This window comes from Erwinia sp. TECH1, from assembly GCF_054057575.1.
This window is the reverse complement of record NZ_JBSRZK010000001.1, coordinates 4,417,979-4,439,075: the sequence shown is the minus strand read 5'-3', so window position 1 is coordinate 4,439,075 and position 21,097 is coordinate 4,417,979. Positions and strand designations below refer to the sequence as shown.

18 protein-coding genes are annotated in these 21,097 nt (G+C 56.2%); 14 read left to right on the top strand and 4 right to left on the bottom strand.

From position 1 onward, the window contains the following. The first annotated feature begins 72 nt into the window (after positions 1 to 72). From gntR to gntU, 3 genes are all read left to right on the top strand, one after another. Positions 73 to 1,068, top strand: a complete 996-nt coding sequence (gene gntR, locus ACVWZ0_RS20890; protein WP_253457542.1) for a gluconate operon transcriptional repressor GntR — start codon at positions 73 to 75, stop codon at positions 1,066 to 1,068. A 238-nt stretch (positions 1,069 to 1,306) separates the two neighbouring features. Next, positions 1,307 to 1,840, top strand: a complete 534-nt coding sequence (gene gntK / locus ACVWZ0_RS20885; protein ID WP_253457545.1) for a gluconokinase — start codon at positions 1,307 to 1,309, stop codon at positions 1,838 to 1,840. Positions 1,841 to 1,846: 6 nt separating this feature from the next. Continuing rightward, the gene (gene gntU, locus ACVWZ0_RS20880; protein ID WP_125289912.1) at positions 1,847 to 3,187 is read left to right on the top strand and encodes a gluconate transporter; all 1,341 of its coding nucleotides are present in this window, start codon (positions 1,847 to 1,849) and stop codon (positions 3,185 to 3,187) included. Between the two features lie 420 nt (positions 3,188 to 3,607). On the opposite strand, the gene ACVWZ0_RS20875 is transcribed toward gntU, so the two are convergent. Next, positions 3,608 to 4,087, bottom strand: a complete 480-nt coding sequence (locus tag ACVWZ0_RS20875; protein WP_253457548.1) for a hypothetical protein — start codon at positions 4,085 to 4,087, stop codon at positions 3,608 to 3,610. A gap of 190 nt (positions 4,088 to 4,277) precedes the next feature. Further along, on the bottom strand, positions 4,278 to 4,871 hold the full coding sequence (locus tag ACVWZ0_RS20870; protein WP_125289910.1) for a YhgN family NAAT transporter: 594 nt from the start codon (positions 4,869 to 4,871) through the stop codon (positions 4,278 to 4,280). A 241-nt stretch (positions 4,872 to 5,112) separates the two neighbouring features. Between ACVWZ0_RS20870 and asd the strand changes: the two genes are divergently transcribed. Beyond that, the gene (asd, locus tag ACVWZ0_RS20865; protein ID WP_253457550.1) at positions 5,113 to 6,222 is read left to right on the top strand and encodes an aspartate-semialdehyde dehydrogenase; all 1,110 of its coding nucleotides are present in this window, start codon (positions 5,113 to 5,115) and stop codon (positions 6,220 to 6,222) included. Here asd and ACVWZ0_RS20860 read toward each other — a convergent pair. After that, on the bottom strand, positions 6,202 to 6,378 hold the full coding sequence (locus ACVWZ0_RS20860; RefSeq protein ID WP_253457553.1) for a hypothetical protein: 177 nt from the start codon (positions 6,376 to 6,378) through the stop codon (positions 6,202 to 6,204). The two genes, asd and ACVWZ0_RS20860, sit on opposite strands and share 21 nt — an antisense overlap. Positions 6,379 to 6,763: 385 nt before the next feature. On the opposite strand from ACVWZ0_RS20860, the gene glgB reads away from it, so the two are divergent. The 7 genes from glgB (at position 6,764) to ACVWZ0_RS20825 (ending at position 17,208) form a co-directional block, all read left to right on the top strand. Further along, on the top strand, positions 6,764 to 8,950 hold the full coding sequence (gene glgB, locus ACVWZ0_RS20855) for a 1,4-alpha-glucan branching enzyme (protein WP_253457556.1): 2,187 nt from the start codon (positions 6,764 to 6,766) through the stop codon (positions 8,948 to 8,950). Beyond that, positions 8,947 to 10,932, top strand: a complete 1,986-nt coding sequence (glgX, locus tag ACVWZ0_RS20850; RefSeq protein ID WP_253457559.1) for a glycogen debranching protein GlgX — start codon at positions 8,947 to 8,949, stop codon at positions 10,930 to 10,932. The genes glgB and glgX overlap by 4 nt, the downstream gene beginning before the upstream one ends. A gap of 12 nt (positions 10,933 to 10,944) precedes the next feature. Next, the gene (gene glgC / locus ACVWZ0_RS20845) at positions 10,945 to 12,234 is read left to right on the top strand and encodes a glucose-1-phosphate adenylyltransferase (protein ID WP_253457562.1); all 1,290 of its coding nucleotides are present in this window, start codon (positions 10,945 to 10,947) and stop codon (positions 12,232 to 12,234) included. A gap of 75 nt (positions 12,235 to 12,309) precedes the next feature. After that, positions 12,310 to 13,743, top strand: coding sequence for a glycogen synthase GlgA (glgA, locus tag ACVWZ0_RS20840; protein ID WP_125289905.1), 1,434 nt, complete (start codon positions 12,310 to 12,312; stop codon positions 13,741 to 13,743). 19 nt (positions 13,744 to 13,762) lie between these two features. Next, positions 13,763 to 16,210 carry a glycogen phosphorylase gene (glgP, locus tag ACVWZ0_RS20835; RefSeq protein ID WP_253457565.1) on the top strand — a complete coding sequence of 816 codons (2,448 nt, stop codon included), beginning with the start codon at positions 13,763 to 13,765 and terminating at the stop codon, positions 16,208 to 16,210. 342 nt (positions 16,211 to 16,552) lie between these two features. Next, positions 16,553 to 16,828: a hypothetical protein gene (locus ACVWZ0_RS20830; protein ID WP_253457568.1), complete on the top strand. Its 276-nt coding sequence runs from the start codon at positions 16,553 to 16,555 to the stop codon at positions 16,826 to 16,828. A 14-nt stretch (positions 16,829 to 16,842) separates the two neighbouring features. Continuing rightward, positions 16,843 to 17,208, top strand: coding sequence for a hypothetical protein (locus ACVWZ0_RS20825; protein WP_253457570.1), 366 nt, complete (start codon positions 16,843 to 16,845; stop codon positions 17,206 to 17,208). A gap of 55 nt (positions 17,209 to 17,263) precedes the next feature. Here ACVWZ0_RS20825 and glpD read toward each other — a convergent pair whose 3' ends face one another. Next, positions 17,264 to 18,772 carry a glycerol-3-phosphate dehydrogenase gene (gene glpD / locus ACVWZ0_RS20820; RefSeq protein WP_253457573.1) on the bottom strand — a complete coding sequence of 503 codons (1,509 nt, stop codon included), beginning with the start codon at positions 18,770 to 18,772 and terminating at the stop codon, positions 17,264 to 17,266. A 226-nt stretch (positions 18,773 to 18,998) separates the two neighbouring features. Here glpD and glpE point away from each other — a divergent pair, with 226 nt between their 5' ends. From glpE to ACVWZ0_RS20805, 3 genes are read left to right on the top strand one after another with little or no spacing between them, the layout of a single operon-like run. After that, on the top strand, positions 18,999 to 19,328 hold the full coding sequence (gene glpE / locus ACVWZ0_RS20815) for a thiosulfate sulfurtransferase GlpE (protein ID WP_253457575.1): 330 nt from the start codon (positions 18,999 to 19,001) through the stop codon (positions 19,326 to 19,328). A 48-nt stretch (positions 19,329 to 19,376) separates the two neighbouring features. Next, on the top strand, positions 19,377 to 20,189 hold the full coding sequence (glpG, locus tag ACVWZ0_RS20810; RefSeq protein WP_253461197.1) for a rhomboid family intramembrane serine protease GlpG: 813 nt from the start codon (positions 19,377 to 19,379) through the stop codon (positions 20,187 to 20,189). Between the two features lie 19 nt (positions 20,190 to 20,208). Further along, a complete protein-coding gene (locus tag ACVWZ0_RS20805) occupies positions 20,209 to 20,967 on the top strand; it encodes a DeoR/GlpR family transcriptional regulator (protein WP_253457578.1) in 759 nt (252 codons plus the stop codon). Positions 20,968 to 21,097 lie beyond the last annotated feature (130 nt).

Genomic DNA, 21,097 nt, shown 5'->3' with positions numbered 1-21,097 from the left:
GCCGCGCCCTTCACCGTTTTCCCGCCAATTTTGTTACACTCAAGCGATCCACCCTCTGACTCCCTGAAAATAATGAAGAAGAAAAGACCGGTGCTACAGGACGTTGCCGATCGTGTGGGCATCACCAAGATGACCGTCAGCCGCTATCTGCGCAATCCCGATCAGGTTTCCGTTGCCTTGCAAAGCCGTATTGCCGCCGCGCTCGATGAACTGGGCTATATCCCTAACCGCGCGCCCGATATTTTATCTAACGCCACCAGCCGGGCGATCGGCGTGCTGCTGCCTTCTCTTACCAACCAGGTTTTCGCCGACGTGCTGCGCGGCATCGAAGCCGTAACCGATGCGGCAGGTTATCAGACCATGCTGGGCCATTTTGGCTACAGCGCGGAAAAAGAAGAGCTACAGATGCGCTCGCTGCTGGGCTGGAATATCGACGGGCTGATCCTGACCGAACGCACCCACACGCCAGCCAGCCTGCGGATGATCGAAACCGCAGGGATCCCGGTGCTGGAGATGATGGACTGCGTTTCGCCTTGCCTGGATCTGGCGGTAGGGTTTGATAACGTCGAGGCGGCGCGGCAGATGACCCACGCTATCCTGCGCAAGGGACATCGCCGCACGGTTTATCTGGGGGCGAGGCTGGACGAACGTACTTTGCTGAAGCATCAGGGTTATGAACAGGCGATGCGCGAAGCGAACCTGGAGCCGCGCAGCATCATGATGGAAGAAGCCTCTTCTTTTTCGATGGGCGGCACGCTGATGCTGGCGGCGCAGCAGCGCTATCCTGATACAGACAGTCTGTTTTGCACCAACGATGATTTAGCGATAGGCGCCATGTTTGAATGCCAGCGGCAGGGGCTGCGCGTGCCGCAGGATATTGCTATCGCGGGCTTCCACGGCCACGACATCACCCAGGTGGTCACGCCAGAGCTGGCCACCGTGCTGACGCCGCGTGAAAAAATGGGGCAGGTTTCCGCCTCGCTCCTGCTGGCGCGCATTCGCGGCGAGCAAACCGGATCGCAGCAGATCGACGTCGGCTTTACGATTTCTGAAGGCGGCAGTATTTGATTCCACAGAGCCGAGCCCGTCGGCTCTGTTTGATCCCATAGAGCCGATCTGCCCGGTTCTTTGTCCCTTTGTGCCGCAGCCACTCCTAATCTGTCATTTTTTTGAACCATCTCACATTTACCAGCTTTTTCCGCTCTGGCTGTTGCCATACTTCACGGGCGTCCAGACAATGTTACCGATAACAACATAACGCTAACAATAATGGGCAGGTCCCTGACATCTTCGCCGGAGTAAAACAATGAACAACTCTTTTCCGTCCAATCATGTATTTGTGCTGATGGGCGTATCCGGCAGCGGCAAATCGGCCGTTGCCAATGCCGTCGCTTATCATCTGAAAGCGGCCTTCCTGGATGGCGATTTCCTGCATCCTCGCAGCAATATTCAAAAGATGGCGGACGGTCATCCCCTGAACGACGACGACCGCCGTCCCTGGCTGAAGGCGATTAACGACGCCGCGTTTGCTATGCAGCGTACCAATCAGGTTTCGCTGATCGTTTGTTCCTCGCTGAAAAAGAGCTACCGCGACATTCTGCGCGAGGGCAATGACAACCTGTCGTTCATCTATATGAAGGGCGATTTCGATACCATTGAGGGCCGTCTGCGCGCGCGTAAAGGGCACTTCTTCAAGCCGCAGATGCTGGTCACGCAGTTTGAAACGCTGGAGGAGCCGGGCAGCGACGAGCGCGACGTGCTGGTCGTGGATATCAACCAGACGCTGGATGAAGTTGTGGCTACCACTATCGCCACCATCGAAGGTGCGATAAATAAGTAGGGTGTCATGGCAACTGCAACACTGGTATTAACCGCGGCAGGCTCTGTCCTGCTGCTGCTGTTCCTCGTGATGAAAGCGCGGATGCACGCCTTTCTGGCGCTGATGCTGGTCTCTGTCGGCGCCGGGATCTTCTCCGGAATGCCGCTGGATGACATTGCCGCCACCATGCAAAAAGGCATGGGCGGCACGCTGGGCTTCCTGGCCGTGGTCGTCGCGCTGGGTGCGATGTTCGGTAAAATTCTGCACGAAACCGGCGCGGTCGATCAAATAGCGATCAAGATGCTGAAAACGTTTGGTGAAAGCCGCGCGCATTACGCGATGGGCATCGCCGGGCTGATCTGCGCGCTGCCGCTGTTCTTTGAGGTGGCGGTGGTGCTGCTGATCAGCATCGCCTTCGCCGTGGCGCGCCGCACCGGCGACAACCTGGTCAAGCTGGTTATCCCGCTGTTTGCTGGCGTGGCGGCGGCGGCGGCGTTTTTGCTGCCCGGCCCGGCGCCGATGCTGCTGGCTTCGCAGATGCACGTCGATTTCGGCTGGATGATCCTGCTCGGCGTCTGCGCGGCGATCCCCAGCATGCTGATCGCCGGCCCGCTGTTCGGCAACTTTATCAGCCGACACGTGGAATTTACTCTGCCGACAGAGGACAACCATCCTGAGTTTGATGAGAGCAAGCTGCCCTCGTTCGGCTTCAGCCTGTCACTGATCCTGTTTCCGCTGGTGCTGGTTGGGCTGAAAACCATCGGCGCGCGCTTTGCGACCGAAGGCACTTCGCTCTATGAGTGGCTGGAGTTTATTGGCCATCCGTTTATCGCCATTCTGCTCGCCTGTTTGCTGGCGATCTATGGCCTGGCGTATCGTCAGGGCATGGATAAAGAGCGGGTGATGCAGATTTGCGGCAGCGCGTTGCAGCCGGCGGGTATCATTCTGCTGGTAATTGGCGCGGGCGGCGTCTTTAAGCAGGTGCTGGTGGATTCGGGCGTTGGCCCGGCGTTGGGGCATGCACTGACCGGCGCGGGCCTACCGGTGGCGCTGGCCTGCTTTATCCTGGCGGGCGCGGTGCGCATCATTCAGGGCTCCGCAACGGTCGCCTGTCTGACGGCGGTAGGACTGATTATGCCGGTAATTGAACCGCTGCATTATTCCGGCGCGCAGATGGCGGCATTATCCATCTGTATCGCGGGCGGTTCGATCATTTTCAGCCACGTTAACGACGCGGGCTTCTGGCTGTTCGGCCGTTTTACCGGCGCAACCGAAGGGCAGACGCTGAAGACCTGGACGATGATGGAAACCATCCTCGGCACTACCGGCGCTATCGTGGGTATGATCGCCTTTGCGCTGCTTTCTTAATGTATTGATCGGCGGGCGGCTTAGCGCCGCTCGCCTTTTTCTTTTGCTGAAGGAGGAAAAATCAGAAAGGGGAACAGCAGGTAGGGCGCAATAACTAATAAGGCAACCATCCCACGAGAATAGCCGGCGTCGTTGGCTCTGCGGACGCCACGACCAGACCGATCCCAAACAGTAAAATCTTGCCGTCAGCAGCCACTCTTTGACAGTCGCGATTGATTGTTATGCAGGCAACGGCTTCTGAATTACTTCTGAACCGAGCGGCGTAACATCGCATCCGGCAACGGTGCACCCAGATTTCCGATCCCGCCAGCTTCACGAATGGCAGATGAAAGTTCGATTGCTCGCTGGGTTTTATGCTGTCGAGCCATACGCATTACCTCTTCACGAGTTAACCCGTGTGCTGAACGCCCGGTTTCACAATCAGGTTTCAATGACATAGATCCCCCATTCCCTGTATTTTGAGACGTAATGATAGCCTGAATTTTGTTCATTTTCACTCAGTACTTCGTCATATAGCTTGCCAAGCCCGGGCCGGACGGGAATAGCTACCACGGCCTGCGGCGCGTATTTAGCAACAAAATCCGTGATTGCTCCGCCCACTGCTTTTAACATAAATTCTTTCAGCTCGAGCCAGGAAAAATTCATTTCTTTACCCGGCGAAAATAGAGGGGAATCGGTCATGACTGCTTCTAACGTGTAAAAATTGAAGAGATAAAAATCGTTTTGAAGGGTGTGAGGAGAATAGTCACCTGCGAAAATTTCATGAAACTGACTGGGCAGGCGTTCTATATCAATAATGTATTCCTCTGTCTTATCCGCTCTTTTTTCAACCGTAGCGATATAGCAGACGTTTCGGGTACGCATCGGCAGCTTAAAAGGCTGTACCGTAATTTTCATCATTGCCAATCCTTTGGACTTATCTTATCCGCTGTCAGTTAATAAATTCGCCTGAAAATTATACAGACCTTCAGAGAGTACAGACAGCGTTTGTTACTGTACTACCGAATAACTGATGCCCTGTTCAGGAGGAAAAGGCGCAATGCCGCACGACAGAAGCGGCAAAACATTTCATACAGTGGTTGTGTTCCGATCAGAGCTTCAGATAAGCGCGGATCCCGTCCAGGAACATCTGGGTGGCCAGCATAATCAGGATCAGGCCCATCAGACGCTCCAGCGCGTTAACGCCTTTTTCGCCCAGCAGCCGTAAAAACAGCCCCGAAAAGAGTAGGATCGCCACCGTAGCGCCCCAGGCGATCAGCAGCGAGCCCGCCAGGTAGCCGATGTTGTTGGGATACTGATGCGACAGCAGCATTAGCGTCGCCAGCAGCGAAGGGCCAGCCACCAGCGGAATGGCCAACGGCACCAGAAAAGGTTCTTCGCCTGCGGGCAGGCCACTGCTGTTGCTTTCGTGCGAGGGGAAAATCATCTTGATAGCGATCAGAAACAGGATAATGCCGCCGGAAATCGAGACGGTCTCCGTTCGCAGGTTCAGAAACGCGAGAATTTTTTCACCGGCAAACAGGAACAGCAGCATAATCGCCAGCGCGATCAGCATTTCCCTAATCAGCACCGTCCGACGACGTTTCGGCTCCAGATGCTTTAAAACCGACATAAAAATCGGCAAATTGCCCAGCGGATCCATAATAAGCAGCAATAATATGGTCACCGAAATCATCTCTGTCATGGGTTTCTCCTTCTTTCCACCGGGGCTGGTCTTCCGTTATAAGCAGCTCTGCTAAAAAAGCCGCGCTAATCGAATTAATTCACTTGCCACTTTTGCTGCATTTTGTAAGGTGATAGCCATATTTCTTTCTTATCACTTACTCTAACAGGTCAGGCGTTTTTGTCGCAGACAGTTTGCCTTTCGCCAGCGGGCGGCTCAAGGCTACTCGCAGACGGGCAAACCAGCCTGAAACAGGTGCAATATGAAATCAGTAGGCTTAATTGGTTGGCGCGGCATGGTCGGTTCCGTGCTGATGCAGCGGATGACGGAAGAGCGCGACTTTGACGTCATTCGCCCGGTATTTTTCTCCACGTCTCAGCATGGTCAGGCCGCGCCGCAGTTTGGCGGTCAGTCTCCGGGCCTGCTGCAAAATGCGTATGACCTGGACGCGCTGAAGGCGCTGGATATCATTATCACCTGCCAGGGCGGCGACTACACCACCGAGATTTATCCAAAGCTGCGTGCGGCAGGCTGGCAGGGGTACTGGATTGATGCGGCCTCCACGCTGCGTATGCAGGACGACGCGCTGATTATCCTGGATCCGGTCAACCACCACGTTATTCGTCAGGGTCTGGACAAAGGCATTAAAACTTTTGCGGGCGGCAACTGTACCGTCAGTCTGATGCTGATGTCGCTGGGCGGCCTGTTCGCCCAGGATCTGGTGGAGTGGGCGTCAGTGGCGACCTACCAGGCGGCTTCCGGCGGCGGCGCGCGGCATATGCGTGAGCTGCTGGCACAGATGGGAATGCTGCACGACGGCGTGGCGAAAGAGCTGCAAAATCCGGCCTCCGCTATCCTGGATATCGAACGCAAAGTCACCGAGATGAGCCGCAGCGGCGTGCTGCCAACCGATAACTTCGGCGTACCGCTGGCGGGTAGCCTGATCCCGTGGATCGACAAACAGCTGGAAAACGGCCAGAGCCGCGAAGAGTGGAAAGGCCAGGCGGAAACCAACAAGATCCTGCAGCCGGCGCGCACTATTCCGGTCGACGGCCTGTGCGTGCGCGTTGGCGCGCTGCGCTGCCACAGCCAGGCGTTTACGCTGAAGCTGAAAAAGGATGTGCCGCTGGCGGAAATCGAACAGCTGCTGGCTGCCCATAACGAATGGGCTACCGTGGTGCCAAATGACCGTGAGCTGACCCTGCGCGAGCTGACGCCAGCGGCGGTGACCGGCACGCTGAAAACGCCTGTGGGCCGTCTGCGCAAGCTGAATATGGGGCCGGAGTATCTTTCTGCCTTTACCGTTGGCGACCAGCTGCTGTGGGGGGCCGCCGAGCCGCTGCGCCGGATGCTACGACTGCTGGTGGATTAAGACCGCCTCGCCCTGCCAGAACGGCAGGGCGCTTTCACCTGCACGCGGTCGTGCCTGTCGTGCCGCGAAGGTTACTTTTCCATTTTTAATTTCCATATCTTTCCCAACATTAACGATAACAGTTGCGCTGTTTAAACATTCATCAACGGTCAACATGTCGCGATCGGTGAAAGCGGTTAACCGTGCGCCTTAACTGCATTTGTTCCCTGAGGGGAATTTTATCGCTCCGGCTTCCCTGCTTTTCCATGCCGCTTACTAATCTGTGAAAGTTTGATCTGAAAGCAATATTTTTTCTTCATTCGACCCTGGCTTTACTGGCGCCCTGGCTATGCTTAGCTGTATCGCCCGATTACGGGATGTTTGGCGCTGTCTGCCACGTCCGATCACGTTTTGAGTATTCAACAGAAGTTGTCGCACGCTGCGGCGGTTTTTTGCACAGGATGTCAGGCCGTACCCGCCAGCGTGCTTTTGGCTCAATGAAGAGCAGCGCATTCGTTTTTTTCTGAAAAAGGATCGCCTGCCATACATTACAGGTACAGTCATGTCAGAGCTTACGGATCGCCGGTTAATTAATGCGTTAATTTCCGGTCATTATGCTGACCCCTTTTCGCTACTCGGCATGCATCAAACCCCAAAGGGATTGACGGTGCGCGCCCTGTTGCCGGACGCCACCGAAGTTTGGGTAATCGAAACCAATACCGGCCGGAAATGTGCTCAGCTGGAATGTATTGATTCACGGGGATTTTTCGAAGGCGTGATCCCACGCCGCAAAAATATGTTCCGCTACCAGCTGGCCGTCACCTGGCACGGTCAGCAAAACCTGGTGGATGATGCCTATCGCTTTGGGCCGCTGCTGAAAGAGCTGGACAGCTGGCTACTGGCGGAAGGCACCCACTTACGTCCCTATGAGAGCATGGGCGCGCACTCGGACGTGATTGACGGCGTTATCGGCACCCGCTTTTCCGTATGGGCACCTAATGCCCGTCGTGTCTCCGTGGTCGGCGATTTTAACTTCTGGGATGGCCGTCGCCATCCTATGCGACTGCGTCAGGAGAGTGGCGTCTGGGAGCTGTTTGTGCCCGGCGCCGTGCAGGGGCAGCTTTATAAATATGAAATCATCGATAAAAACGGGCAGCTGCGGCTGAAATCCGACCCGTATGCTTTTGAAGCGCAGATGCGGCCGGACAGCGCCTCGATGATTTGCGGCATTCCGCCTAAAACCACCATGTCGGAAGCGCGCCAGCGGGCCAACGATTTTGACGCGCCCATCTCTATTTATGAGGTGCATCTCGGATCGTGGCGTCGCCATACGGATAACAACTACTGGCTGAGCTACAAAGAGCTGGCCGAGCAGCTGGTGCCTTATGCCAAAGAGATGGGCTTTACCCATCTTGAACTGATGCCGATCAACGAGCATCCGTTTGACGGCAGCTGGGGCTATCAGCCTACCGGCATGTATGCGCCAACGCGCCGTTTCGGCACGCGCGACGAGTTCCGTAACTTTATTGCCGTTGCCCATCAGGCCGGCCTGAACGTGCTGCTGGACTGGGTGCCGGGACATTTTCCTTCCGATGATTTCGGCCTCGCCAAATTTGACGGCACCGAGCTGTATGAGCACGGCGACCCGCGCGAAGGCTTTCATCAGGACTGGAACACGCTGATTTATAACTTTGGCCGTCGTGAAGTCAGCAACTATCTGACCGGCAACGCGCTCTACTGGATCGAACGTTTTGGCATCGACGGCCTGCGCGTGGATGCCGTTGCCTCCATGATCTATCGCGACTACAGCCGGGCGGAAGGCGAATGGATCCCTAACCATTTTGGCGGCCGGGAAAACCTGGAAGCTATCGCTTTCCTGCGCTACACCAACCGCACGCTGGGCAACGCCGCGCCCGGCACCGTGACCGTGGCGGAAGAGTCCACCGATTTTCCGGGCGTCACGCGTCCGTCCGAAACGGGCGGCCTGGGCTTCTGGTACAAGTGGAACCTGGGCTGGATGCACGACACCCTGGACTACATGCAGGTAGATCCGCTCTACCGCAAGCATCACCACAACAATCTGACCTTCGGAATGCTTTACAACTCCACCGAAAATTTCGTGCTACCGCTGTCGCACGATGAAGTGGTGCACGGCAAGCGTTCTATCCTGGATCGGATGCCCGGCGACGTCTGGCAGAAGTTCGCCAATCTGCGCGCCTACTACGGCTGGATGTACGGCTTCCCCGGCAAAAAGCTGCTGTTTATGGGCAATGAGTTCGCGCAGGGCAAAGAGTGGAATCACGATATCAGCCTGGACTGGCATCTGCTGGAGGGCGAGGACAACTGGCACAACGGCGTGCAGCGCCTGGTGCGCGACCTGAACCATACCTACCGCGAGCATCCGCCGCTGTATCAGCTTGATTTTGACCAGATGGGCTTTGAGTGGCTGGTCGTGGATGATTTTGATAACTCGGTGTTTGTTTTTGTGCGCCGCGATCGTGAAGGCAATGAACTGATTGTAGTCAGCAACTTTACGCCTGTTACGCGCTACGACTACCGTTTCGGCGTTACGCAAGCGGGAAGCTGGCAGGAAGTGTTGAATACCGATTCCGCGCATTATCACGGCAGCAATGTCGGTAATCTGGGATCGATTAGCAGCGAGGCTATTCCGAGCCATAACCGCGAACACTCAATCAGTATGACCTTGCCGCCGCTTGCTACGGTGTGGCTGGTCAGGGAGGCCTCATGAGTCAATTGCAGCCCGGTAAATCCACGCCCACAGGCGCGACCTATGACGGCAAGGGCGTAAATTTTACGCTGTTTTCGCAACACGCCGAGCGGGTAGAGCTTTGCCTGTTTGACGAGCGAGGCATTGAAACGCGAATGGAGCTGCCCGCCCGCACCGGCGATATCTGGCACGGCTATCTGCCCGCCGCCAAACCAGGCCAGCTTTATGGCTACCGCGTTCACGGCCCCTGGCAGCCCGAAGCCGGGCATCGCTTCAACCCACACAAGCTGCTGATTGACCCCTGCGCGCGCGAAGTGATCGGTGAAGTTACTGACGATCCTCGTTTTCAGTGCGGCCCACAGGTTTTGGATACCAAAGACAGCGCGGCAGTTGCACCGCGCAGCGTGGTCGTGGCCGAAGATTTCGACTGGGAAGACGACAAATCGCCGCGCGTGCCGTGGGGCTCCACCGTTATTTACGAGGCTCACGTACGCGGCCTGACCAAACGCCATCCCGGTATCCCGAAAGAAATCCAGGGCACCTATGCCGCGCTGGGTCATCCGGTGATGATCGACTACTTCAAGCGGCTGGGCATTACCACGCTGGAGCTGCTGCCGGTAGCCTTCTTCGCGCACGAGCCGCGTCTGCTGCGGCTTGGGTTGACCAACTATTGGGGCTACAACCCGCTGGCGCCTTATGCGCTGGATTCCCGCTACGCTTCCGGCGTGAACGACGTGCATCCGCGTGATGAATTCCAGCAGGCGGTGAAAGCGCTGCATGCGGCAGGCATTGAAGTGGTGCTGGACGTAGTGTTTAACCATACGGCCGAGCTGGATGAAACCGGGCCGATGCTGTCGAAGCGCGGCGTGGATAACAAAAGCTTCTACTGGCTGGACGAGCAGGGCAAGTATGAAAACTGGACCGGCTGCGGCAACACGCTCAACATCAGCCATCCTAACGTGCTGGACTGGACGCTGGAGTGCCTGCGGTACTGGGTTGAGGTTTGCCACGTCGACGGCTTCCGCTTTGACCTGGCGACGGTGCTGGGCCGCACGCCGGAATACCATCCGCACGCCTCTATTTTTGAAGCGATGCAGGAAGATCCGCTGCTCTCTCAATGCAAGCTGATTGCGGAACCCTGGGATATCGGCCCGGACGGCTATCAGGTCGGCAACTTTCCGCCGCCGTTTGCCGAATGGAATGACCAGTACCGCGACACGATGCGGCGCTTCTGGCTGAACGGCGACAGCAGCAATGCTGAGTTCGCCAAACGTTTCGCCGGCTCCAGCGATATCTTTAACCAGCAAGGGCGGCTGCCTTCGGCCAGCATCAACCTGATCACCGCGCACGACGGCTTTACCCTGACCGACCTGGTCTGCTTTAACGAAAAACACAACGAGGCCAACGGCGAAGATAACCGCGACGGCCACAACGGCAACTACAGCTATAACCACGGCGTTGAAGGGCTGAACGCGCCGCTGCTGGTAGCCGAGCACCGTTTGCGCAGCGTACACGGCTTATTGACCACGCTGCTGCTCTCGCAGGGCACGCCGATGCTGCTGGCCGGCGACGAACACGGCCACACTCAGCACGGCAACAACAACGCCTACTGTCAGGATAACGAGCTGACCTGGCTCGACTGGGAAAACAACAACAGCGGACTGTTTACTTTTACTGCTGCCCTGATCCACCTGCGCAAACGCATTCCTGCGCTTCAGGCCGATCGCTGGTGGCAGATTGACGACGGCAACGTGGAATGGCTTGGGCCGGACGGTCAGCCGCTGTCTGCCGACGCCTGGCACCACGGCGAACGCAGGATGCAGATCCGGCTGTCGCAGCATTGGCTGATCGTGATGAACGCCACCGAAGAAGTGTGCGACATCACGCTGCCACCAGGGCGCTGGCACGCCATTCCGCCCTTCGCCGGGGAAAACAACCCCATTCTGTTAACTGTCTGGCATGGAGCCGCGCACGGTGTGTGCGTGTTCCAGGAACAACCATAACAGGAGTCAGGCATGGCCACTTTAGATAAGAACGACCCTCTGATGTTGGCAAGACAATTGCCGTCGCAAACTGTAGCCCTGATCCTGGCGGGCGGACGCGGCACGCGCCTGAAAGACCTTACCGCCAACCGCGCCAAGCCTGCCGTCCATTTCGGCGGCAAGTTCCGCATTATCGATTTTGCCCTGTCAAACTGCCTGAACTCCGGGATCCGACGGATTGCGGTGATCACCCAGTACCAGTCGCACACGCTGGTGCAGCATATCCAGCGAGGCTGGTCGCTTTTTAACGAGGAGATGAACGAGTTCGTCGACCTGCTCCCTGCCCAGCAGCGCCAGACTACCGAGCACTGGTATCGGGGCACGGCGGATGCCGTGACGCAGAATCTGGATATTATTCGGCGCTATGAAGCGAAATATATCGTGATCCTGGCCGGCGACCATATCTACAAAATGGACTACTCGCGCATGCTGCTGGACCACGTGGAGAACGGCGCGAAATGCACCATTGCCTGCCTGCCGGTGCCGATTGAAGAGGCCAGCGCCTTCGGCGTGATGGCGGTCAACGATCAGAACAAAGTCGTCGATTTCCTGGAGAAACCGGCCGATCCGCCGTCGATGCCGGGTAACGATACCCTGGCGCTGGCGAGCATGGGCATCTATACCTTTAACGCCGACTATCTTTATCAGCTGCTGGAAGACGATCTGAAAATTCCCGAATCGAACCATGACTTCGGCAAAGATATTCTGCCGAAGATCGTAGCGACCGGCGAAGCGCTGGCGCACTCCTTCAGCCTGTCCTGCGTGCAAAGCGATAAAGACGCGCCGCCTTACTGGCGCGATGTCGGCACGCTGGAAGCTTACTGGAAAGCCAATCTCGATCTGGCGTCGGTGACGCCGGAGCTGGATATGTACGACCGTGAATGGCCTATCCGTACCCATATGGAGCCGCTGCCGCCGGCGAAATTCGTGCAGGACAGGTCAGGCAGTCATGGAATGACGATGAATTCACTGGTATCGGGCGGCTGCATTATTTCCGGCTCGGTGGTAGTGAATTCCGTTTTGTTTTCACGCGTAAGAATCAATTCTTTCTGCAATATCGAATCCTCTGTGCTGTCGCCGGATGTGGTAGTGGGGCGCTCCTGTCGCCTGCGCCGCTGCGTTATAGATCGTGCGTGCGTGCTGCCCGAAGGAACGGTAATCGGTGAGAATCCGGATGATGACGCGCGCCGTTTTTACCGCTCGGAAGAAGGCATTGTGCTGGTGACGCGTTCCATGCTGGCGAAGCTGGGCTGGCGCAGTTAACCGCATAAAGTACAAAAATAAAGCACAGGTATTTGATGCGGAGGAACGCGTCAGAACAAGGTAAAGGAGCCGATAATGCAGGTTTTACATGTCTGTTCAGAAATTTTCCCGCTGCTGAAAACGGGCGGGCTTGCTGATGTTGTGGGAGCATTACCGGCGGCGCAAATTGCACAAGGGATTGATACTCGCGTATTGATCCCGGCGTTTCCGGACTTGAAAAAAGGGATACCGGATACTGAAGTGGTCGCCCGACTGCATACTTTTGCCGGCTATGTCGAGCTGCTTTATGGACAGTACGACGGCGTAGGCATCTATCTGATCGACGCGCCGGGACTGTACGATCGCCCCGGCAGTCCGTATCACGATGAATCGCAGTTTGCCTATACGGATAACTATCTCCGTTTTGCGCTGCTGGGCTGGATGGGCTGCGAAATTGCCTGCGGACTGGACACCTTCTGGCGACCGGAAGTGGTTCACGCGCACGACTGGCACGCCGGTCTGACCTGCGCCTATCTGGCCGCCAGAGGCCGTCCGGCAAAATCCGTGTTCACCGTACACAACCTGGCGTATCAGGGGCTGTTTTACGCGCATCATCTGGACGAAATCCAGCTGCCGTGGTCTTTCTTCAATATGCACGGCCTGGAATTTTATGGACAGATCTCCTACCTCAAAGCTGGTCTGTTCTATGCCGATCATATTACGGCGGTCAGCCCGACCTATGCGCGCGAGATCACCCAGCCGGAATTTGGTTACGGTATGGAAGATCTGCTGAAGCAGCGGCAGATGGAAGGGCGGCTGACCGGCATCCTGAACGGCGTGGATCCGCTGATCTGGGATCCGGAGCAGGATCTGCTGCTGACCACGCGTTATAACCGCGACGTGTTAGACGCCAAGCAGGAGAACAAGCGCCAGCTGCAAATTGCGATGGGGCTGAAAATTGACGAAAAAGCCCCGGTGTTTGCCGTGGTCAGCCGCCTGACGAAGCAGAAAGGGCTGGATCTGGTGCTGGAGGCGCTGCCTGGGCTGCTGGAGCAGGGCGGTCAGCTGGTGCTGCTGGGCGCGGGCGACGCGGTGCTGCAACAGGGCTTCCTGGCGGCGGCCGCGGAATATCCGGGTCAGGTTGGCGTGCAGATTGGCTACCACGAAGCCTTTTCGCACCGCATCATGGGCGGCGCCGACGTGATTATGGTGCCGAGTCGCTTTGAGCCTTGCGGGCTGACGCAGCTTTACGGCCTGAAGTACGGCACGCTGCCGCTGGTGCGGCGTACCGGCGGCCTGGCCGATACGGTCAACGACAGCTCGCTGGAGAACCTGGCCGACGGCATTGCCAGCGGTTTCGTCTTTGAAGACAGCAATGCCTGGTCGTTGCTCCGTGCCATTCGCCGCGCCTTTGTGCTCTGGTCGCGCCCTTCGCTGTGGCGTTACGTACAGCGTCAGGCAATGGCAATGGATTTTAGCTGGCAGGTGGCCGCCGTGGCCTACCGCGATCTCTATCAACGTCTGCTGTAAAGAACCCAGGAAAATTGATATGAACGCACCTTTCATCTATACCGCCCCAACGCTCAGCGTCGAGGCACTGAAGCACTCCATCGCCTATAAATTGATGTTCACTATCGGCAAGGATCCTTCCGTTGCCAACAAACATGAATGGCTGAACGCCACGCTGCTGGCGGTGCGGGATCGGATGGTGGAACGCTGGCTGCGTTTTAACCGGGCGCAGCTGTCGCAGGATGTGCGTCAGGTCTATTATCTGTCGATGGAATTCCTGGTAGGCCGCACGCTTTCCAATGCGCTGCTGGCAATGGGTATTTACGAAGACGCGCGCGCCGCGCTGGAAGAAATGGGTTTCGATCTGGAAGATCTGATCGGCGAAGAGAGCGATCCGGGGCTGGGCAATGGCGGTCTGGGCCGCCTGGCCGCCTGCTTCCTGGACTCGCTCGCCACGCTGGGCTTGCCCGGACGCGGCTACGGCATCCGCTACGATTACGGCATGTTTAAACAGAATATCGTTGACGGTCGCCAGGCGGAATCGCCGGATTACTGGCTGGAGTACGGCAACCCGTGGGAGTTCCAGCGCTTTAATACCCGCTACAAAGTCCGCTTCGGCGGACGTATTCAGGTAGAGGGCAGCCGTTCCCGCTGGCTGGAAACGGAAGAAGTGCTGGCGATGGCCTATGATCAGATCATTCCGGGCTTTGATACCGACGCCACCAACACGCTGCGCCTGTGGGGCGCGCAGGCGAGTAACGAAATCAACCTGGGGAAATTTAATCAGGGCGACTACTTTGCGGCGGTGGAAGATAAAAACCACTCGGAAAACGTCTCGCGCGTGCTTTACCCGGATGATTCGACCTACTCCGGGCGCGAGCTGCGTTTACGCCAGGAATATTTTCTGGTGTCGGCCACGGTGCAGGATATTCTTAACCGGCACTGGGTGATGCATCAGACGTTCGATAACCTGGCGGATAAGATTGCCATCCATCTGAATGATACCCATCCGGTGCTGGCTATCCCGGAGCTGATGCGCTTGCTGATCGACGAGCATAAGTTCAGCTGGGACGACGCGTTTGAAGTGACCTGTCAGGTCTTCTCCTACACCAACCATACGCTGATGCAGGAAGCGCTGGAAACCTGGCCGGTAGATATGATCGGCAGGATCCTGCCGCGCCATCTGCAAATTATTTTCGATATCAACGACTACTTCCTGAAAACGATTCAGGACTACTATCCCGATGACTGGGATCTGCAGTCGCGCATCTCGATTATTGATGAGAACAACGGTCGTCAGGTACGGATGGCCTGGCTGGCGGTCGTGGTCAGCCACAAGGTCAACGGCGTGTCCGAACTGCACTCTAACCTGATGGTACAGTCGCTGTTCGCCGACTTTGCCGCGCTGTTTCCTGGCCGCTTCTGCAATAAAACCAACGGCGTGACGCCGCGTCGCTGGGTGGCGCTGGCCAATCCTTCGCTTTCAGAAGTATTGGACGACACCATTGGCCGCAACTGGCGTACCGACTTAAGCCAGCTTGACGAGCTGAAGCAGCATATCGACTATCCTGGCTTTTTGAAAAGGATCAGCGATTCCAAGCTGACCAACAAAAAGCGGCTGGCGGCGCATATCGCCCAGAAAATGGATATCGTTATCGATCCTCACGCATTGTTCGACGTGCAGATCAAGCGTATCCATGAGTACAAACGTCAGCTACTGAACGTGCTGCATGTGATCACCCGCTATAACCGGATCAAGGCCGATCCGGATGCCGACTGGGTACCGCGCGTGAATATTTTTGCCGGTAAGGCCGCGTCGGCCTACTACATGGCAAAACATATTATTCATTTGATCAACGATGTCGCGCAGGTGATCAACAACGATCCGCAGGTGAAAAATAAGCTGAAGGTCGTGTTTATCCCCAACTACAGCGTCAGCCTGGCCCAGGTCATTATCCCGGCGGCCGACCTTTCCGAGCAGATTTCTCTGGCGGGCACGGAAGCGTCCGGCACCAGCAATATGAAATTTGCCCTGAACGGCGCGCTGACCATCGGGACGCTGGACGGCGCCAACGTCGAGATGCTGGAGCACGTCGGCGAAGAGAATATCTTTATCTTCGGCAACACCACGCCGCAGGTCGAGGAGCTGCGCGCCCAGGGCTATAACGCGCGTAAATACTACGAACAGGACGCCGAGCTGCATCAGGCGCTGACGCAGATCGCTACCGGCACCTTCAGCCCACAGGAGCCTGGCCGCTATCGTAATATTTATGATTCGCTGGTGAATCTGGGCGACCACTATCAGCTGCTGGCGGACTATCGCAGCTACGTGGATACCCAGGACAAGGTGGACGAGCTGTACCGCCATCCGGAGGAATGGACGCGCAAAACGCTGCTGAATATCGCCAATATGGGCTACTTCTCGTCGGATCGCACCATCCAGGAATATGCCGATGAGATTTGGGGCATTAAGCCGATCCGCCTCTAAGCTCTGCCGTGATTAAACGCTTTACCTGAAGACTCGCTGTGCTGTGTTTTTATACAGCGCAGCGAGAGTCAGCCTGAAGAAGTTTCTCCCCGCTTTGGCACTATTTTATTTTTTGTATCAGGCAAATAAATACCTCAAACAGAACGCCACGAGCACCTTCATTTCAGGAGCTGGCTGCCATTGCATTATCCGTAACTTGCTGGTGAAGGAGGGGTGACCACGGCGATCCGCCTGTAGCGCTAAAGGTCCGTTCTGAGCCTTCAACCTGAGTTTAAATTTGTACATTTCACGGCCCGCTGCGATATAATTTGCTCACTTTACCATCAGCAAAGGATGTCGAACATGCCGAGTAAAATTACTCTTTCTGAAAAGGTGGCACGGGAGAAATTAGGCGATCCGCAGCAATTTAAAGGTGGTGTCTATATTACCCAAAATGGCGCGACCGGACTCTTCGTTCAGCCCGCCGACGAACGTGAAGCAGAGCTTGCCGCCATCGCTAAAGAGCGTGAGCTTAATGCTTTAGGCAAAATTTTAATGCGCGGAAAAAATGACATTACTCAGGGACGCAAGATGACGCCGGAAGAGGCGTTAAAAAAATTGCGTGAAATAAAAGGATAATTCGCGAGGCTGTTATGAACAAGGAGGTTTACTTAGCCGAAACTGCGGTTAGGTCGCTACAGGAAATTAAATTTTATAAGCGCGAAGCGTCAATACGCGCGGGTATGCCCTATGCTGAAAGCGAAGAAGCGGCCCAGGCATTTGTTGAAAATTTGATGCTAAATAGCCTTGAACAGATTAGCAATGAGAGGCTGGAATGGGCTTACGATACCGATATGGCTAATCGCGGTATAAAAGTTAAACGCTACTACGATGCAAAACGGGATTATCTGTGTTTTTTTGATCACGATACTGATGATATCGCCGTCCTTTATTATGCCAGTCCACGCCAGAATCACACTGATGCGCTTTATCGATTGTTAATAAACCAGCCGCTCTGACAAAAAGGGCGGAAATCAATTCCGCCCTCTGTATTACCGCTTTAGCCGTCAGCCCTTATGAGGCCAGCGATAAAACCGGTTTTTTACCATGCTGGGCCAGCCATTCACCGACGCGTGCGCGCTCCTGCTCGTTCAGGAACATGCCCATTTTGGTACGGCGCCACAGCGCATCGTCCTGCTCGCGCACCCATTCCTTCTCGACCAGATAACGCAGCTCCGCTTCGTAGAAGTGGTGGCCAAAGCGTTCGCCCAGATCGTCCAGGCTTTTCGCCGGTTTCAGGAACAGCTCGGTGTTGCTGCCGTAGGTACGGGCATAGTGGCGAGCCATCGCTTCGGTAATAAACGGATAGCGGCGACGCAGGCTGGCGGCGTAATCCTCACGCGTGCCGGCGATATCGCCGCCGGGCAGCACGCAGCTGCGCGTCCAGGCCGGGCCGGCTTTCGGATAATACTTCGACAGCTTCTCCATCGCATGCTCAGCCAGCTTGCGGTAGGTGGTCAGCTTGCCGCCGAAGACCGACAGCAGCGGCGCTTTACCGTTATCGTCACGCACGTCCAGCGTGTAGTCGCGGGTGATGGCCTGCGGCGAATCGGATTCGTCATCGCACAGCGGGCGCACGCCGGAATAAGACCAGACGATATCTTCCTTGCTCAGCGTCTTCTTAAAGTGGTTGTTAAACACTTTCAGCAGATACTCGGTCTCTTTCTCGTCGATATGCACGTTTTTCGGATCGCCTTTGTACTCCACGTCGGTGGTGCCGATGATGGAAAACTCATCCATCCACGGGATCACAAAAACGATACGGTTGTCTTCGTTTTGCAGGATATAAGCCTGCTTTTGCGTATGCACGCGCGGCACCACGATATGGCTGCCTTTGATCAGGCGAATACCATAAGGTGATTTCAGCTGGAGGCCGTCGTCAAACAGCTGCTTCACCCAGGGGCCAGCCGCGTTGACCAGGCCTTTAGCCTGCCACGTGTGGGTTTTGCCGGTATCGATATCTTCCGCTTCTACCGTCCACATGTCGTTCTCACGCCAGGCGCGAGTGACGCGGGTGCGGGTACGGACTTCACCGCCGCGCTTTTCCACTTCCTGTGCGTTGAGCACGACCAGGCGCGCATCGTCTACCCAGCAGTCGGAATATTCGAAACCGCGCGTAATTTCCGGCTTCAGCACCGAGTCTGATTCAAAACGCAACCCTTTGCTGCCCGGCAGGCTGGTGCGTTTGCCCAGATGATCGTACATAAACAGACCCACGCGGATCATCCATGCCGGACGCAGGTGCGGGCGGTGCGGCAGGCGGAAGCGCATCGGGAAAGCGATATGCGGCGCCATTTTCAGCAGCACTTCACGCTCGGCCAGCGCTTCGCTGACCAGGCGGAATTCGTAGTGTTCCAGGTAGCGCAGGCCGCCGTGGATCAGTTTAGAGCTGGCGGAAGAGGTAGCGCAGGCCAAATCTTGCGCTTCCAGCATCAGCACAGACAGGCCGCGTCCTGCAGCATCTGCTGCAATGCCAGCGCCGTTGATACCGCCGCCGATTACGATCAAGTCTTTGGTTTCCACGTCATCTCCTCCGATGTTCGGAATAGTTCTTAAATGTTCGTTTTCGAGCATTATAATAATCGCAAAGCGACACTGATGCCAGCCTTAACCGAATAAAAACATTTATGCGTGATGCAGGTAACAGAATTGTTCACGAAAAAGCCGTATAGCCCTGCATTTCGTTGGGTTATTGTCGGCTTTGTTCGCGATACAATAGTGGCCGCTTGTCATTATTCGAGAATCGATCATGGAACAATTTGAGTGCATCAACGTGCAGCAGGCGCAGGCTTTGCTGACCCAGGACAACGCCCTGCTGGTCGATATCCGCGATCCGCAAAGCTACGCTATCGGACACGCCAGCGGCGCTTTCCACCTGACTAACACCACGCTCAGCACCTTTATCCAGCAGAGCGATCTCTCTGTGCCGGTACTGGTGATGTGCTACCACGGCAACAGCAGCAAGGGCGCGGCGCAGTATCTGCTGACGCAGGGCTTCAAAGCGGCCTACAGTATTGATGGCGGTTTCGACGCCTGGCGCGCCGCTTTTCCACAGCAGGTTGATTCCGCCGCGGACTAACCGCAGACAGGAAACCATTTTTCAGCAACAGGGACTTTACCGGCGATGATGCGCATTACCGATTTTGCCAGCCAGCGCATGGCGCAGGCTTTTGTGGATTATATGGCGACGCGCGGCGTCACGCTGCGGATTGAGCAGGACAGCCGCTACACGCTGTGGCTGGATAACGATGCCCAGCTGGAGCTGGTCGAAAACGAACTTAATCAGTTTATCCGCGACCCGAATCATCCGCGTTATCAGATGGCAAGCTGGCACTCTGGCACCACCAATAGCGGCATTACCTATAGTCATTCCTCGCTGATGGCTAACCTTCGTGAACGCGCCGGGCCGCTGACTTTGATCGTAATGGCGGCCTGTATCATCGTGTTTATCCTGATGCAGATTGTCGGCGACGGCACCGTGCTGAGCTGGCTTTCCTGGCCGGATGTCGATCAGCATTTTCAGCTGTGGCGCTGGTTCAGCCACGCGCTGCTGCATTTTTCACTGGTGCATATCCTCTTTAATTTGCTCTGGTGGTGGTATCTGGGCGGCGCCATAGAAAAACGGCTGGGCAGCGGTAAGCTGTTTGTGATTATGCTAATCTCCGCGCTGCTCAGCGGCTGGATGCAGGCGAAGTTCAGCGGCGTGCTGTTTGGCGGCCTTTCCGGCGTGGTTTACGCGCTGATGGGCTACGCCTGGCTGCGCGGAGAGCGGGATCCCGCCAGCGGTATCTTCCTTGAGCGCGGCCTGATGGCGTTTTCCATCGTCTGGCTGGTGATTGGCTATATGGGCTGGTTCGGCCTGTCGATCGCCAACGCCGCTCACGTTACCGGGCTGCTGACAGGCCTGGCAATGGCCTTTGTAGACACCCGAAAAAAATAACGGGCAACAGGAGAGCTTTGTGAAGCAGACGCAACGACACGACGCCATTATCGATCTGGTTCGTCGTCAGGGCTATGTCAGTACCGAGGAGCTGGTGGATCACTTTACCGTCAGCCCGCAAACCATCCGTCGCGATCTGAACGAGCTGGCGGAGCAGAATAAGATCCAGCGTCATCACGGCGGCGCGGCGCTGCCCTCCAGTTCGGAAAATACCGCCTGGCAGGATCGTAAAATGATGTGGTCGGCGGAAAAAGCGCGCATCGCGCAGCGAGTGGCCAGCCAGATCCCGGACGGCGCTTCGTTATTTATTGATATCGGCACCACGCCGGAAGCCGTTGCGCACGCGCTGCTGAACCATAACAACCTGCGCATTGTCACCAACAATCTTAACGTGGCGATGCTGCTGATGAGCAAGCCCGACTTCAGCCTGATTGTGGCGGGCGGCGAAGTCCGCACGCGTGACGGCGGCATCATGGGCGAGGCGACGCTGGATTATATTTCTCAGTTTCGTCTGGACTACGGCATCCTGGGCATCAGCGGTATTGATATGGACGGCTCGCTGCTGGACTTCGACTATCACGAGGTGCGCACCAAGCGGGCGATTATCGAAAACTCGCGCTGCGTGATGCTGGTGGCCGACCATTCAAAATTTGGCCGTAACGCGATGGTCAACCTGGGCAATATGAGCCTGATTGACTATCTCTTTACGGATGAAGTGCCGCCGCCCGGCGTGTTGAAAACCATCGAGCAGCACGAGGTTCATCTGGAACTGTGCTAAACCCTGCCTGATAGCGAACCAGCCATCGACGCCCTGTCGATGGCTTTTTTAATTTTATCATCAGCCTGCATGAGCATTTTTTACTGTTCAGGTCTTAACTGTATGTGTTCCGCCAGTGTTCCTCTTACTC

Coding starts and splice junctions, on each gene's coding strand:
- ACVWZ0_RS20870 (WP_125289910.1), bottom strand. CDS start 4,871: ATGACAGAGATGATTTCGGTGACCATATTATTGCTGCTTATTATGGAT.
- ACVWZ0_RS20875 (WP_253457548.1), bottom strand. CDS start 4,087: ATGATGAAAATTACGGTACAGCCTTTTAAGCTGCCGATGCGTACCCGA.
- glpG (WP_253461197.1), top strand. CDS start 19,377: ATGCGCATTACCGATTTTGCCAGCCAGCGCATGGCGCAGGCTTTTGTG.
- glgC (WP_253457562.1), top strand. CDS start 10,945: ATGGCCACTTTAGATAAGAACGACCCTCTGATGTTGGCAAGACAATTG.
- ACVWZ0_RS20825 (WP_253457570.1), top strand. CDS start 16,843: ATGAACAAGGAGGTTTACTTAGCCGAAACTGCGGTTAGGTCGCTACAG.
- gntU (WP_125289912.1), top strand. CDS start 1,847: ATGGCAACTGCAACACTGGTATTAACCGCGGCAGGCTCTGTCCTGCTG.
- gntR (WP_253457542.1), top strand. CDS start 73: ATGAAGAAGAAAAGACCGGTGCTACAGGACGTTGCCGATCGTGTGGGC.
- ACVWZ0_RS20860 (WP_253457553.1), bottom strand. CDS start 6,378: ATGTTGACCGTTGATGAATGTTTAAACAGCGCAACTGTTATCGTTAAT.
- asd (WP_253457550.1), top strand. CDS start 5,113: ATGAAATCAGTAGGCTTAATTGGTTGGCGCGGCATGGTCGGTTCCGTG.
- glgX (WP_253457559.1), top strand. CDS start 8,947: ATGAGTCAATTGCAGCCCGGTAAATCCACGCCCACAGGCGCGACCTAT.
- gntK (WP_253457545.1), top strand. CDS start 1,307: ATGAACAACTCTTTTCCGTCCAATCATGTATTTGTGCTGATGGGCGTA.
- glgB (WP_253457556.1), top strand. CDS start 6,764: ATGTCAGAGCTTACGGATCGCCGGTTAATTAATGCGTTAATTTCCGGT.
- glgP (WP_253457565.1), top strand. CDS start 13,763: ATGAACGCACCTTTCATCTATACCGCCCCAACGCTCAGCGTCGAGGCA.
- glpE (WP_253457575.1), top strand. CDS start 18,999: ATGGAACAATTTGAGTGCATCAACGTGCAGCAGGCGCAGGCTTTGCTG.
- glgA (WP_125289905.1), top strand. CDS start 12,310: ATGCAGGTTTTACATGTCTGTTCAGAAATTTTCCCGCTGCTGAAAACG.
- ACVWZ0_RS20830 (WP_253457568.1), top strand. CDS start 16,553: ATGCCGAGTAAAATTACTCTTTCTGAAAAGGTGGCACGGGAGAAATTA.